The following is a 14,889-nucleotide window of genomic DNA, read 5'->3' as shown; positions in this document are numbered from 1 at the left end:
AGTTAAATCTCGATAAAATCGGGATCGCGAAGGCGAGATTTGAGGGCGGGCGTTGCGCGGGCTTTTTCGGCTCTATAAAAAATTTGCGGCGGTGATGCGATCTGCCTCAAAGGGCGAGGATTGCGCGCATCGGACGCCTTCAACAGTCAAGAATTTGCAGCAAGCTGCGTGATGAAGCGGCGGGATTGAACCGATCCCTCTTGAATCCTGCGCGCGCACGGGGTAGCATTAGCGCCATGACGCGCATGAAAAGCGATCGCACAGGTGCAACAATCATGGGGTCACATCGTAAGCTCATGCTGAAAGTCGAACTTGCGCGCCTCGCTTTAGTCATCATGTTCGCCGCGCCGTTTGCCATCTCTGCGCCGTGGCAGGGGATCGAGCCGTTGAAATCGCGGCGTGATGATGTGGAGCGGATCCTCGGCAAACCGCTTCCGGGGCCGGGCGAAGCGACGAACGAGTTGCGGTTCAAGATCGTCGGTGGCAGAGTGACGGTGACCTTCGTCACGCCGAAGTTCGCCGAAACCAAACATCTCGATCCGAATCTGGAAGGGACGGTATTGCAAGTAGTCGTCGAATACGACAATGCGCCCGATACGCCGCAATCGCTCGGCGTGGAGGCTGATCCGAATTTCGCGCGCGAAGAGCGCGGGCCGGTCGCGATCTATCGCAATCAGAAGGATGGCATCGTCTATAGCTTCATGAACGGGCGTTTGCGCCGGGCTTACTATAGCCCTTCCGCCGAGCAGTTGAGTCGCGCGCAGAAAAGGTGAGCGTGGAGAGGCAAAAGGCGATAGATCGCGCTATGCCCTTCAAAGGAGGGGAATCGCTTTTTCGTCTGAGGTGGATCGCTGATGTTGCATTTGAAGCATTTCGTTTCAGCGCTCGACAAGTGTATCGAAGATTTCAAGCGATTGAATGACGCCTGGCAAAAAGAGATGGACCGCGGCGTCGGACTGCTTAACGAGCTCGCGGGAATGAGCGCGCAACAGGTGCGGATGCGGTGCGCTGAGTTTCGCGGCGCGTTCCCTTCGGACGAACTCGATAGATCGCGCTCTTTGGCCTGCAGATTCTCTCAGGATCAGCGGCTGTGGCGGTCGCATGAAGGGGCGCGCCGTTGGGCGGCTGATGTCTTGAGCGGTCGAACGACATACGCCGCCGATGGCGGGCAAGCGCTATTGCGCGAGTTGATCCCGCCGGTCGCCGTCGTTCAGATCGCTTCTTTCGAGAATCCGCACTGCGCGGAGGAGGATTATCGCAAAGAGGTTAAGCTCGAGCTCATCACGCCGACGGCTTTTTGCGAGAACGAGGCCGAGACGCCGGAAGCGATCGTCAACTTCCGCCGTTTTTCCGGCGAGATCGAGATGATCGAAAAGTTCATCGAGGACAAGAGGGGATGGCAAACGCGCGGCGAGCGCGCCCCCGTAGCCTTCTTCGATGGATCGTTGTTCATCTCTTACGCGCAGCCCCGCACGCGCCGACAGGATCAGTATATCGAAAAGGTCTTACATCTGGTGCGGAAGTCGGACGAAGCGCGGGTTCCGATCGTCGGTTATATCGATCAGAGTCAAGCGCGCGATCTGGTCAAGCTGCTCGACTTCTTGGCTGAAGATAATCGACAGTCGACGCTCTTCGACGGTCAGCTGTTGCGCGCTCAAGACGGCTCCGCGGCCCTTTCGCGTTGGGGGGATCGGACGATCTTCTTTTATTGCATGCGCGAAGGCATAGAGGATTCGCGAGATGCTTTCCTCGACGAAAGCGGCGATCCGCGCATCGGATTCGTCTATCTGCAGACGACCAGGGATGCGCCGCCGGCGAGGCTGGATATCCCGTCGTGGGTCTATCGTGAAGGCCTGCTCGAGGAGGTCGTCGATGTCGTGCGCGCCGAATGCGTCGTGGGAAACGGTTATCCGTATGCGATCGAGACGGCTGATGCGGCGGCGGTGATTACCGGGCGCGATCTTGAGCAAGCTTGGCGTCTGGTCCAGGAATTCGCCTCGCGCGCCGGATTACAGCTTTCGTTCTCGCGCAAGGCGGCGAGCAAAATTCGCCGCCATTGAGCTCTGGAGGGCGGACCGCCGAACAGATTCGCTGAGGGGCCGATCCTCAGATTCGGCGGCGTTTTGACTTGTGATCTTGGGGGAGACCGGTTGAGATGAAGATCGCGCGCATCGTGAGATCGAATTCGCATGTCGATTACGTCGGGCGCATCCTTGATCGCTTGGAAGTGGCCGATCCGCCGGCGCCGTCCGATTACGGGTTCGCTCAATTCGTTCGAATTCCGACGGACGATTCAGAGATCGTCGGGGTGGTCTACGATTCGCTGCTCATCAATCCGAGATATGGCGATTATGGGCCGCGTCTTTCTCCGCGGGCCGAGCTTGAGATCCTGAGCCCGGATTATCTGGACGAGTTGGGCGTGCTGATCGGAATCTTAGTTCTCGGATGGTGGGCCGGCAGTGAAGCGCATCAGGCGATCCCGCAGCGGGTCATCCCTGTGGCGGCGGAAGTCTATCGGATGACTGCGGATGAGGTTCGGCGCTTTCATCTCGGGCGAGATGGCCGTCTGCGGCTCCACTACTTCGCGCAGATCATGACGCATGCGCGCGAGATGGCCATCCCGTTGATCAGCGCCATCATCGAACAGCTCGAATCCTTCTCTTCGGGAGAGGAGGCGCGGCGGCTGTGCGTGCTCAAGAAGACGCTCGCTTGGCAGCGGGTCTTCCAAAACGCGCGGTTCTGAGCCGACAAAGCCCCGTTGTCAGAGAGGAAACGGTGGGCATAAAATGGCCTCGACTCGCTTGATCGGAGGGGCGTCCGAAAATGAGGAGACCGATCGCAACGATCTTCTTCGCGTTGCTCCTGTGCGGCGCCGTCCAAGCGCAGGTGCGCCCGCGTGTGGCTGAAGATAAATCTGCGCCGAACGAGTTGCCGCCTGCGCCGCAGACGTTCAAAGCCAAATACGAGGGCGGCGTTCTCGGCTACAACCGCAAGATGGATGGGACGCTCCAGTTCGACGATGCGAACAATCGTCTGGTCTTTCGCGATAAGCGAGATAAGGAGGTGTTCAGCATCCCCTATCGAGCGATCACGGCGGCCTTTGCTGATAATCGTTCGCGTCGTCCGACGGCGGCGACCGTCATCGGCAGCATCCCTGCGCCATATGGGGCAAACGTCCCAGCTTGGTTCATCCGGAAGAAGTATCGCTATCTAACGCTTCAATACAGCGACCCGGATACGAACGTCTCGGGCGTGACGAGCTTCAAGATAGACGACAAGCAGTTGCTCGCTTCGGTCCTCGCCACGCTCGCGAAGAAAGCCGGATTGGAGCCGCGCGGCGAAGCGTTCGTGCGCAAGAGGGAGGGATGAGCGCGTCGATCGGAAGCGATTCGCTCAGTCGAAAGTGAGAACTATCTTGCCGAAGTTCGCGTTCGACTCCATCCGACGGTGGGCCTCGCGCACATCTTTGGCCTGATAGACGCTGTCGATTACTGGGCGAACCGCGCCCCGGGCGAGCAGCGGAACGACGTAGCGACTGAAGCGCGCCATGGCCGAGGCTTTCTCTTCCATCGAGCGTGAGCGCAGCACGGTTCCCATCAAGCGTAGGCGTTTGCGCATCACCTGTCCGATATCGAAGGAGGCTTTGGTTCCGCCGAGCGTCCCGACGAAGATGATGCGCCCGAGAGGCGCGAGCGCCTCTAAGTTGGCGGATAGATAGGCGGCTCCGACCAGATCGAGGATCAGATCGATACCTGCGCCGCCGGTCCAGTCGCGAATCGCTTCGACGAAAACGCGCGGATCATCCGCGACCACACAGCCGCGCTCGAGACCTAAAGAGCGCGCTCTGTCGAGTTTCTCTGCTGTGCGCGCCGTCCCGTAAGCGATCCCGCCGGCAGCGCGCACAAGCTGGATGGCTGCCGTGCCAACGCCCGATCCTACGGCGTGGATGAGAACGCTTTCGCCCGATCTGAGATCGGCTTGAGCGAAGAGCGCGTCATGCGCCGTGATGAAGACTTCGGGAACGGCAGCGGCTTCGATCCAATCCAAATTCGGCGGGATTTCGGCCAGATGGCTTTCGGGCACGACGAGATATTCGGCCTGCGCGCCGCCGCCCGCGATGCCGAAGACGCGCTGACCCACACGCCAGCGTTGAACGGCGCCGCCGATCTGGTCCACCTCGCCGGCGAATTCGAGCCCCGGAATGTCGTTCGGCGCGCCCGGCGGGGCTGGATAGAGGCCGCGACGTTGCAGCAGATCGGCGCGGTTCAAAGCTGCGGCGCGCACGCGCACGCGCACCCAATCGGCGCACGCTTCGGGCCGTTCGACTTCGCGCAGTTCGAGCGCGTCAACGTCGCCGTGCTGCGCGATCGTGATGGCGAGCATCTTTGAGGCCATTTCGCCCTCCCCGTGCGTTATCCTTCATGTGCCGTTCGCCTCATCCGTCCTCTCTTCGCCCGGCTTCTTCTTGGGGCGCAGATGCGGGAACAGGATCACATCGCGGATCGAGTGGCGATCCGTCAGGAGCATCGTCAGCCGATCGATGCCGATGCCGATGCCAGCCGTCGGCGGCATCCCGTATGAGAGCGCGCGCAGGAAGTCTTCATCCATCACCATCGCCTCTTCATCGCCGCGTTCGCGGGCCGCCGCTTGTTCCAAGAAGCGCTCATATTGCTCCATCGGATCGTTCAACTCGGAGAATCCGTTGGCCACTTCCATTCCGGCGATGAACAGCTCGAAGCGTTCGGCGACCGTCGGATCGGCGATAGAGCGCTTGGCGAGCGGCGAGATCGCCTTGGGAAAATCGGTGATGAACGTCGGCTGAATCAGTCTCTCTTCGGCTACGGTGGCGAAGACCTCTTCGAGCGCGTGCGCGCGGGCCGTCTCATCTTCGAGCGGGAGCGTTTCGCGCTTCGCTTCGCGCCATGCTGCGGCGATCGTTTCAGCGCGACCTTGATCGGTCTCCGCCTTCAACCGTTCGAGCGCGCGGCAGAAGCGGACGAGCAGGCTGAGCTTCTCATCATCCTCGAGCCACGACGCGGAAAAGGGTTCGCCGACCGGATCGTTCATCTCGGTGGTCCAGTAGCGGACGATCGCCTCTTTCATGGAAAGATGCGGGAATTTCGGGGCGAAATCTATCTCATGTGTCCCATAACGCACGCGCATGCTCCCGCAAACGCGCCCGACTACCGCGCGCAGCAGTTCTTCGCAGAAATCCATCATCTGTCGCGCGTCCCAGTAGGCGCAGTAGAACTCGAGCATCGTGAATTCGGGATTATGGCGTACCGATAGCCCTTCATTGCGGAAATTGCGATTCAGTTCGTAGACGCGCTCAAAGCCGCCGACGATGAGTCGCTTCAAGTAAAGCTCCGGCGCGATACGCGCGTAGAGCGGAATGCCTAAGGCGTTGTGCCATGTTTTGAAGGGGCGCGCCGCCGCTCCGGTCGCCAGCGGCGAGAGCATCGGCGTTTCGACTTCGATGAAGCCGCGCTCGTCGAGGAAGCGACGGATCTCGCGGATGATCTGCGCGCGCCGCTCGAAGACTTCGCGCGTAGATAGTTCCGCATCGCGCTCGATCTTCAAGCTGCTCGCGATCAGATCGAGGTAACGTTGGCGCTGCCGCACCTCCGGATCGGCGATGCCGTGCATCTTATCGGGCATCGGCAACAGGGCTTTGGCGAGGAAGTAAAGTTGCTTGACGTGAATCGAAAGTTCGCCCGTCTTCGTGACGAAGAGGAAGCCGGCGACGCCGATGAAGTCGCCGTGGTCGAGCAGTTCGAAAAGTTCCCACCCATCTATCTCGCGTCCGTCGCTCGTGATCGCTTTGGTCTCGCCTTTGCGCACGTAGATCTGCAAGCGCGCGACGCCGTCCGAAAGGTGGACGAACGCCGCCTTGCCCATCACGCGCGGCGGAGTGGCGATGCGCCCGGCGACGCGCACTTCGTAACGGTTCAGTTCCGCATTGGCCCGCTCTATCTCTTCGGGCGCGGGTCGCGCTCCGCCCGGCGCGCGCGGGACGAGCGGAGCGAAACGTTCGACGATCGCGGAGATCGAGTCCTCTTCGTCTGGACGGACGACGCGGCTCCGTTCGAACTTGTTCGGATAGGGGTTGCCGATGAGCGCGGCGATCCGTTCTAAATGTTCGCGCCGCGCGCGCGTCTGATCGTTCTCTTCGATGAAAGGCATGTTCACGGAATCAAAGATCTTTCCGAATCTCAAAGCGCGCCCTCTCTAATCGCAAAGATTATAGGAGGCCGACGCGAGAAGCGCAAAGAGGTCGTGCGGATTAGCCGTGCGGGAGCGGAGCATGATAGATTCTTTGGGCGCGATGGATGGCAAGATCATACCGCTCGAAGAGGCGCGGCGATTGCGCGAGCAGTTGCGCGCCGAAGGGAAGCGTCTAGTCTTTACGAACGGTTGCTTCGACCTTCTGCATCTCGGGCACGTGCGTTATCTGCAACAGGCGCGCGCGCTCGGCGATGCGCTGCTTGTGGCGATCAACAGCGATCGCGCCGTGCGCGCGCTCAAGGGGCCGCATCGTCCGTTGATGAACGAGCGCGAGCGCGCCGAGATGCTCGCCGCGCTGAGCGCGGTCGATTACGTCACCATCTTCGATGATCTGAGTCCGCGCGCGTTGATCGCCGAACTGCTGCCCGACGTGCTGGTCAAGGGAGGCGATTACGCGCTCGATGAGATTCACGGGCGCGAAGAAGTAGAGGCTGCGGGCGGGCGCGTTCTCGCGCTCCCGTTCGTCGAAGGGTATTCGACGACCGCGCTCATCGAGCGGATACGGAGGCTTCCGGGATGAACGCTCGCTTCAAAAGAGGGGGCGAAACCGAAGTTCGACGCAGTCTACCGCCTCGTGCACCGCGCGCGGACTCGTCGCGCATCAAAATACTTTAGCTGAAGGTCATGGGTGAAGCGACGCATGTCGAGTTGATCTCGCGGGCTCAGATAGAGGGCGCATTGCGTTCGCCTGAGTTGAAACGGTTGATCGCGGCGATCGAAGATGGCGAGCGGATCGTCTCAATCGGCGGCCTGATCGCGCCCCCGGCGCGCGCGCTGGTCGTCGCCGCGCTCGGGCATGTTACGGGAAGAAGGCTCGCCGTAGTGGTCGAGGCGAACCGAGATCTTGAACCTTGGGAACGCGATCTTCATTTCTGGTCCGAAGTCTTACGGGGCATGGGGGCTCAGCCCGAAGCCGAGAGGGGAAGTCGTTCGCCGGTCGTAACCTTACCGGCTTCGGAGGGGGACCCTTACGCTGGCGCTTCGCCGCACGTCGAGACGCTCGAGCAGCGAGCGCTGGCCCTGTGGAGTCTTGCGCGCGATGAGGCGCAGATCGTTCTGCTGACTGCGCGTGCGCTGGCGCGCCGCACGATCGCGCCTGCAGAGATCATCACCTCGGGAGCCAGTTTGCGCGTCGCCGAGGAGCACGCGCTTGAGCTTCTGGTCCAGCGACTCGTCGCCGCCGGTTACGTGCGCGAGGACCCGGTCGGCGCCGTCGGCGAATTCTCCGTTCGCGGTGGGATCTTGGATGTCTGGCCGCCGGGAAGCGATGCGCCTGTGCGGATCGAATTCTTCGGCGACGCGATAGATTCGATCCGCCAGTTTGATCCTGAAACGCAGCTTTCGACCCGGCATCTGTCGCATGTCTCGCTCGCGCCGATGCGCGAGTGTGCCGTCACGGCGGATGACTTTCGCCTGTGGGCTGAAGCGGCGAAAGAGCGTTGGCATGAAGCGCGGTTCGCGCGCGCGCTGCGCGACCGAACGGTCTTCGCCGAAGAGGGCGAAAGTTTTCCCGGTTGGGAATGGTTGATGCCGCTCGTCAAGAGGACCGACGCGACGATCTTCGACTACCTCAAGGATCACGTCCTGGTCGTCGATGAACCAGCGGCGATCGAGCGACACCTTACGGATTTAAGCGCGACGCTACACGCGCGCTACGCTGAGACGGATCAGGCGGATGAGTTGGGGCTGTCGCCGGAAGAGCTTTATCTGACCGCTGAGGAGTTGCGCGCGCGCGTCGATGCGCTGCCGCGCGTGGAATTCCGCGCGTTGGGACGCGCCGCCGCGCAAGTCGATGAGAGATTCATCGGTGCGGCGATGGAAGGGCAACATGCGACTGGGCCAGCGAGCGAGGCGGCCAAAAGCGAACGAGTGCCGCTCTTCCTGTTTCCGGCAGCGGCACGCGCCGTCGAGATCGAGTGGCCCGCGCGCGCCGCGAAAGCATACCACGGGCGCATCCAGATGCTCGCCGATGATCTGAAACGCGCACCGGGACGAACGTGGTTCGTCATGCCGAGCCGTGGCGTCGCCGAGCGCGTCGCCAAGATGTTGGCCGAATATGGCATCGGCGTGCGCATGGTTCAGCCCGAAGGGCTTTTGACCGCCGACGAAGCGGCCAGCGTCACGACGGGCAAACTTTCATCCGGTTTTGAGCTCCCAGCGAGCGATCTCGTCGTGCACGTCGAGCGCGATCTCTTCGACGAAGCGGGCGACGGCGCGCTCGAACGCCAGGCGACGCGCTCCAAGACGAAAGCGAAGGCCGCGGCCTTCATCTCGGACTTCAGAGATCTGAAGGTCGGCGATTACGTCGTCCACATAGATCACGGCATCGCCCGTTTCGGCGGATTGCAGACGCTCGAGATCCAGGGCCGCCGGAGCGAGTTCATGCTGCTCATCTATGCCGACGACGCTAAGCTCTATGTTCCGGTCGAGCGACTCGATCTGGTCCAGCGTTATGCGAGCGCTGAGGGGCGCGAGCCGCAACTGGACCGGCTCGGCAGCCTCGGTTGGCAGAAGACCAAAGCTCGTGCGCGCCGTGCCATCCGTGACATGGCCGATCAACTGTTGCGCTTGTATGCTGAGCGCAGACTTGTGCGCGGCCATGCTTTCTCTTCGGATACGCCTTGGCAACGCGAATTCGAAGAAGGATTCGAGTACGAATTGACGCCCGATCAAGAGGCGGCCATCGTCGAAGTCAAGCGCGATATGGAGCAGCCCGTCCCGATGGACCGGTTGTTATGCGGCGATGTCGGTTACGGCAAGACCGAAGTCGCCATGCGCGCCGCCTTCAAAGCCGTGATGGATGGGAAGCAGGTCGCCGTGTTGGCCCCGACGACCGTGCTCGCCTATCAACATTTCGAGACCTTCCGCGCGCGCTTCGCCCCGTTCCCGGTCAAGATCGAATTGCTCTCGCGCTTGCGTTCGCCCAAAGAGCAGCGAGAGGTGATCAAAAGGGTCGAAGCGGGTGAGATCGATATCCTCATCGGCACACACCGGATCCTTTCCAAAGACGTGAAATTCCGCGATCTGGGATTGGTCGTCATCGATGAGGAGCAGCGTTTCGGCGTCGCGCACAAGGAGCGTTTGAAGCAACTGAGGAAGCGCGTCGATGTGTTGACGTTGACGGCGACGCCGATCCCGCGCACGCTCAATATGTCGCTCGTCGGTTTGCGCGACATGTCGATCATCGAGACGCCGCCGCGCGACCGACTGGCGATTCAAACGCAGGTCGTACAGTTTTCCGAATCGGTCATCAAATCGGCCATCGAACTCGAGCTGCAACGCAGCGGTCAGGTCTTCTTCATCCACAATCGCGTCGAAACCATCGACGCGATCGCCGCGCTCGTTCAAAGGCTCGTGCCGCAGGCGCGCATCGCCATCGCCCATGGGCAGATGAACGAACAGCAGATGGAGCGCGTGATGCTCGATTTCGTCGCCTATAAGTACGATGTCCTGGTGGCGACGACGATCATCGAAAACGGCATAGACATCCCGCGCGCCAATACGATCATCATCAATCGCGCCGATCAATACGGGCTGGCGCAGCTTTATCAATTGCGCGGGCGCGTTGGACGGTCGAACCGGCGCGCTTACGCCTATCTGCTGATCCCGTCCGAAGCGGAGTTGACGCCCGTCGCGCGGCGTCGGCTGGCGGCGATCAAGGAGTTTTCGGATCTCGGGGCGGGCTTCCGCATCGCCGCGCTCGATCTCGAACTTCGCGGCGCGGGTAATCTGCTCGGCGCCGAACAATCGGGCCACATGGACGCGCTCGGATTCGATCTCTACATGCAGATGCTCGAACGCACGGTGGCTGAGCTGCGCGGCGAGGCGATCGAGGACGAGGCGAGCGTCGCGCTCAATCTTGGGATCGATCTGTCGATCCCCGAAGACTACATCGGCGATATGGGCCAGCGTTTGCGCGCTTATAAACGGATCGCATCGGCGCGCGATGATGAGCAGTTAGCGCGCATACATGCCGAGATGGAGGATCGCTACGGACGTTTGCCCGAACAGGTCGAGAACCTCTTCGCCTATGCGCGATTGCGCCGCATGGCCGAAGAGATGGGTGTGCTCTCGATCGATCGCACGATTGATGGGTTGGCGATCAAGCTGAGCGAACGGGCGCGCGTCGCGCCGGAGAGGTTGATCGCGTTGGTGCGCGAAAGGCCGGGCGCGAGCTTCTCGCCGAGCGGCGTTCTGCGCATCAACTTGGATGAAGGCGAAGCGGAACAGATCATCCGAACGGCGCAGCGGCTTCTCGCCGAGATTCGCGCTCAGCAGTAACGGCTTGCGCGCCGTTTGCGCGGCGCGCCAAAATATTTCGAACGAAATCGTCACAGGGAAGGTGGGGATATGCTGAAGCTCAAGTTCTGGTTCTCGGGAGCGATCATCCTAGCGTTCATCTCTTTGAACATTGCGACGGCGCAAGCGCAAGAGGAAGGTGAACCGATCGTCGTCGATCAAGTCGTCGCTCAAGTCAACAACGACATCATCACGCTCTCGATGCTAAAGCGCGAGATGCGCGAGGCCGTAGAGGCGCTCAAACAGCAGCGCGGCATGACCGAACAGCAGGCGACCGAAGAGGTGCGGAAACGACAACCGGAGCTGATCGCGAGTCTGATCAACGAGCAACTCTTGCTGCAAAAGGGTAAAGAGATCCCACAGCTCGAAGAGCAGGTCGAAGCTGAAGTCAATCGGCGGATGCTCGAGGTGGCGCGCGAAAACGGCATCAAAACGATCGAGCAGCTCGATGAGGCTTTGCGCGCAAACGGACAAGATCCCGCCGAAGTCCGTCGCACGTTGCGCAAGGAGATCATGAAGAGCGCCGTTTTGAATCGCGAAGTGGACGCGCGCATCTACTTCAGTTTGAGCGACGATGAGGTGAAGAAGTATTTCGACACGCACCGTGATAAGTTCCGCAAACCGGAAACCATCACGCTCTCGGAGATCTTCCTCAGCACCGCCGGTAAATCCGAGCAGGAAGTCCTTGCTAAAGCCAAGGAGATAGTGCAAAAAGCGCGCGCCGGAGCCGATTTCGGGCAGTTGGCGCAGACCTATTCCGAGAGGCTCTCTTCGCGCGAAAAGAAAGGTAAACTCGGAACCTTCATCGCTTCGGATATCACCCGCCCCGAAGTCGCCCAGGCGATCAAAAATCTGAAGGCCGGTGGAGTGACCGATCCGATAAAGACCGAAGATGGATTCTTGATCTTGCGCGTCGATGAGCGCACGCCGCCCGGAGAAGCGACTTTCGATGAAGATAAGGTGCGCGAGGCGATGACGATGGAGCGGGCGGCGAAAGAGCGCGAAGATTACCTGAGTTCGCTGCGAAAGGAGGCCTACATCGCCATCGCCGATGAGTACCGTGAGGCGGTTCTGCCGCTGCTTAAACTCGATGATAAAACGGCCCAGAAAGGCGCGAAGGCTGCTAAGTAGCGCGGCTCATCCTCGAGGCGGCGGAGAGAAGCATCTCTTCATATGCGCCGGTCGTTCAGAGAAGAGGCTGACTGGACCATCAGGCTCGACCACTTTTTGCGCGCAAGCCGTTTGATCCCGCGGCGCACCGTCGCGCAAGAACTATGCGGTCGCGGTGCGGTAATGGTCAACGGCCTGCCAGCACGCGCCGCACGCCAAGTGCGCATCGGAGATCGGATCGAATTGCCGCGCGCAGGTCGCTTGCTGATCGTTCGGGTGGTAGCCTTGCCCCGCACCAAACAGGTCTCGCGACATGAGGCCTCTGCGCTTTACGAGGTGCTCGAGGAGCGAGATCTCCCTGCGGACCTTTCTCTGTAATCCGCCTCTCTCGCTGTTGTCAAAAGGAAACGTTTTCGGGTTTCGGTGAGACGATTGTGAACGGCGAGACGGGAGACTCTGTCCGCCTTTTGAGCATTCGAAAGGGGACGAGCGCCCCGCTCGAGCTCGGCGATCGTTTGCGTAAATCGATGGGCCTCGCCACCTTATGGGCGCGCCGCGGATGAGGCGGCGCGGTTTTCGGAGTTCATGGCACGAAGATTGCTTGGAACTTTTCGTGACAGGGACTCGTTTGGGGTTGAGAGGGGCTCTTATGAGGTTTATCACCAAGCTTTTCAACAGCAAGTTGGCGATCGATCTTGGGACCGTCAACACGCTCATCTATGCGCCCGGGCGCGGCATCGTGTTGAATGAGCCTTCGGCGATCGCGATCGACAAATACACCGGAGAGACGCTCGCCGTCGGCGCGGAGGCTTTCAAGATGCTGGGGCGCGAGCCGCACGATGCGGAGGTTCATCGCCCGATGCGCAGCGGGACGATCAGCAACTTCGATGCAGCCGAGAAGATGCTCACCGCTTTCATCCGTCGCGCTTTGGATGGCACGCACAAGCGAAGTCACATGGTCATCGGCGTGCCCGGATCGAGCACGCCGCTCGAAAGGCGTTCGGTCCGTGGCGCGGCGCGCGATGCCAAGGCTGTAAGCGTCGATTTGGTTGATGAGGGATTGGCCGCAGCTCTCGGGGCGGGCCTTTCGTTCGATGATGAGCGCGCGCATCTTGTCGTCGACATCGGCGGTGGCACGACCAACGTCGCCATCATCGCTTCTGGCGCGGTCGTCACATCGAGCAGTTTGCCGGTCGCCGGCAATGCCATGGACGAAGCGATACGCGATTACGTGCGCAGCAAGTATGAGGTTCTGATCGGGGAGCGCACGGCGGAGCACGTCAAAAGAGAGCTCGGGGCATTGAAGCGGGGGAGTTGTCAAAGCGGCGCCAATTGCATGGAGGTCGTCGGCAAGCGGATAACTGATGGATTAGCGCGCGTCATCCGCCTCAGTTCCGATGAGGTGCGCGAGGCGATCGAGCCCGTGCTCGCTGAGATCATCGCCGGAGTAAGAAGGGCGATCGAGGAAGCGCAGCCCGATACGACGGCTGACATCTACCATTCCGGGATAATCTTGACGGGCGGAGGGGCGTTGCTTGACGGTTTAGCCGAGCGTTTGCAAAGCGAATTGAAGCTGCACGTCGCCGTGCCGGATGATCCGTTGGCCGCGGTCGCTTTGGGGGCTGGCCGACTGCTCACCAATCCGCAGCATCTGCGACGGGTCGCCATTCGCGAGGATGTCCCGGTTTGGCAATCCTCGGAAGAGCTCGTGGTCAATTGGTAGCTGAATCAGTTACTCGACTGCGGCTTGCCTAGCGGCGCGAGCTGACTCAATCAGACGCTCCAACCGCGCGCGCGGCGTTGATCCTTCCGCCGGTGACGATCTTGCCTTTGAGCGACTCGAGCTGATCGACGGAGGCGAGCAAGCGCGCGCGCAGATCCCTCACCGAAAGATCCGGTTCCAACGAAAGGACTAAAGCGGCGACGCCTGAGATGACAGGTGCTGCCATCGAAGTCCCCGAGTGCTCTTCGTAAGAACCATTCAACCATGTGCTCAGGATCTCGGCTCCGGGAGCCGCGATGTGAACGCTTCGTGGCCCGTAGTTCGAGAAGGAGGCCAGTTGATCGTGGCGGTTGAGGGCGGCGACGCTGATCACGTTGGGCAGTTGGTAGCTTGCCGGATAGTGGGGCGATAGATCTGTGTTGCTTCCGGCGTTGCCGCTCGCCGCGACGAAGAGAATGCCTTCATCGTTTGCGCGACGGATCGCGTCTTCGAGCGCGCGCGAGCGGCGCGTCGAACCCCAACTGGCGTTGATGATGCGGACGGGGACACCGGCGCGTTTGCGATCGATGACATAGTTGATGCATTCGATAGCCGCTTTGGTCGTGCCGAATCCGCCCGCTGACATGAACTTTAGCGGCATGATGCGCACATTCCAGTTGATGCCGGCGATCCCTATCCCGTTATCTCCCTCGGCGCCGATTATGCCTGCGACGTGAGTGCCGTGTCCGTTCTCATCCATCGGGTCGCCATTGTTATCAACGGCATTGTAACCGTGCCGATCGTCGATCACGCCGAGTTCCGGATCGTGATAAGCGGCGATCGATTCCGGGCGCGTCCAGATGTTATTGATCAGATCGGGATGTAGATAATCGACGCCGCTATCGAGGACGGCGACGACCACCTCATGACTGCCGATCGTCTTGGTCCACGCGCGCATGGCGGCGATATCGGCTCCGACCTTTCCGTCGCGCTGGCCGCTATTGCGCAGCGCCCATTGCTCGCCGAACATCGGATCGTCCGGTTCATCCGGATCGTCGCTGTTGGGGAGCGCGTAATCGGGATTTGAAGGGCGCGGTTGGTCAAACTCCGGATCGAGGCTGATCACATAGTTGGGCTCGGCATATTCGACCTCGGCGCGCGCGCGATACTGGTTGACGACCTGATCAACGTCCAGTCCATCTTCATCGGCGATGACGGTCAACCCCGGCACCGCTTCGATGCGATCTTCGATCTGGTCATGAAGCGCGCGCGCGATGTTTTCGATCTCCTGCGGCGCGACGTTGGGACGGAAGCGGACCAGCACCTCAGCCGGTCTGCGCGGCGATCTCAACTCGCTGACGCGCACGGTGGCGTCGGCGGCCTTGTGCCACTCGCGCCGCAATTGTCCGGCGATCGCCGCTAGCAACACGAGCGCGATGGCCAGCGATAGATGGATCGGGAACGTTTTGCGGTTCATCGCCTCTTACCTCCGC

At 60.9% G+C, this 14,889-nt stretch carries 12 protein-coding genes; 9 read left to right on the top strand and 3 right to left on the bottom strand.

Features of this window, described 5'->3' with window-relative positions; genetic code table 11:
* Nucleotides 1-275: 275 nt before the first annotated feature.
* From PYK22_RS11900 to PYK22_RS11885, 4 genes are all read left to right on the top strand, one after another.
* The gene (locus tag PYK22_RS11900; protein WP_157770846.1) at nt 276-773 is read left to right on the top strand and encodes a hypothetical protein; all 498 of its coding nucleotides are present in this window, start codon (nt 276-278) and stop codon (nt 771-773) included.
* A gap of 81 nt (nt 774-854) precedes the next feature.
* A complete protein-coding gene (locus tag PYK22_RS11895) occupies nt 855-2,060 on the top strand; it encodes a DNA double-strand break repair nuclease NurA (RefSeq protein ID WP_041977583.1) in 1,206 nt (401 codons plus the stop codon).
* Between the two features lie 95 nt (nt 2,061-2,155).
* Nucleotides 2,156-2,743: a hypothetical protein gene (locus PYK22_RS16820; protein ID WP_060635616.1), complete on the top strand. Its 588-nt coding sequence runs from the start codon at nt 2,156-2,158 to the stop codon at nt 2,741-2,743.
* A gap of 80 nt (nt 2,744-2,823) precedes the next feature.
* Entirely contained in the window at nt 2,824-3,369 is a 546-nt protein-coding gene (locus tag PYK22_RS11885) for a hypothetical protein (protein WP_041977581.1), read from the top strand.
* Nucleotides 3,370-3,393: 24 nt separating this feature from the next.
* Here PYK22_RS11885 and PYK22_RS11880 read toward each other — a convergent pair whose 3' ends face one another.
* The gene (locus PYK22_RS11880) at nt 3,394-4,395 is read right to left on the bottom strand and encodes an NAD(P)H-quinone oxidoreductase (protein ID WP_211197692.1); all 1,002 of its coding nucleotides are present in this window, start codon (nt 4,393-4,395) and stop codon (nt 3,394-3,396) included.
* Nucleotides 4,396-4,419: 24 nt separating this feature from the next.
* Nucleotides 4,420-6,183 carry a lysine--tRNA ligase gene (locus tag PYK22_RS11875; protein WP_041978834.1) on the bottom strand — a complete coding sequence of 588 codons (1,764 nt, stop codon included), beginning with the start codon at nt 6,181-6,183 and terminating at the stop codon, nt 4,420-4,422.
* A gap of 121 nt (nt 6,184-6,304) precedes the next feature.
* On the opposite strand from PYK22_RS11875, the gene rfaE2 reads away from it, so the two are divergent.
* The 5 genes from rfaE2 (at nt 6,305) to mreB (ending at nt 13,417) form a co-directional block, all read left to right on the top strand.
* Nucleotides 6,305-6,805, top strand: a complete 501-nt coding sequence (gene rfaE2 / locus PYK22_RS11870; RefSeq protein ID WP_211197691.1) for a D-glycero-beta-D-manno-heptose 1-phosphate adenylyltransferase — start codon at nt 6,305-6,307, stop codon at nt 6,803-6,805.
* 104 nt (nt 6,806-6,909) lie between these two features.
* Entirely contained in the window at nt 6,910-10,566 is a 3,657-nt protein-coding gene (gene mfd / locus PYK22_RS11865; protein WP_060635615.1) for a transcription-repair coupling factor, read from the top strand.
* Between the two features lie 69 nt (nt 10,567-10,635).
* Nucleotides 10,636-11,715, top strand: a complete 1,080-nt coding sequence (locus tag PYK22_RS11860; RefSeq protein ID WP_041977574.1) for a peptidylprolyl isomerase — start codon at nt 10,636-10,638, stop codon at nt 11,713-11,715.
* A 42-nt stretch (nt 11,716-11,757) separates the two neighbouring features.
* Complete coding sequence (locus PYK22_RS11855; RefSeq protein WP_060635614.1) at nt 11,758-12,072, top strand: S4 domain-containing protein; 315 nt, start codon at nt 11,758-11,760, stop codon at nt 12,070-12,072.
* A gap of 271 nt (nt 12,073-12,343) precedes the next feature.
* Nucleotides 12,344-13,417 (top strand): rod shape-determining protein, encoded by a 1,074-nt coding sequence (gene mreB, locus PYK22_RS11850; RefSeq protein WP_041978828.1) that lies wholly within the window; start codon nt 12,344-12,346, stop codon nt 13,415-13,417.
* Between the two features lie 46 nt (nt 13,418-13,463).
* Here mreB and PYK22_RS11845 read toward each other — a convergent pair whose 3' ends face one another.
* Nucleotides 13,464-14,873, bottom strand: a complete 1,410-nt coding sequence (locus tag PYK22_RS11845; protein WP_041978826.1) for a S8 family peptidase — start codon at nt 14,871-14,873, stop codon at nt 13,464-13,466.
* Nucleotides 14,874-14,889 lie beyond the last annotated feature (16 nt).

It is taken from the genome of Pyrinomonas methylaliphatogenes (genome assembly GCF_000820845.2).
Taxonomy (GTDB): Bacteria; Acidobacteriota; Blastocatellia; order Pyrinomonadales; family Pyrinomonadaceae; genus Pyrinomonas; species Pyrinomonas methylaliphatogenes.
The sequence above is the reverse complement of the archived record's forward strand: the minus strand, read 5'-3'. Positions and strand labels throughout refer to the sequence as shown.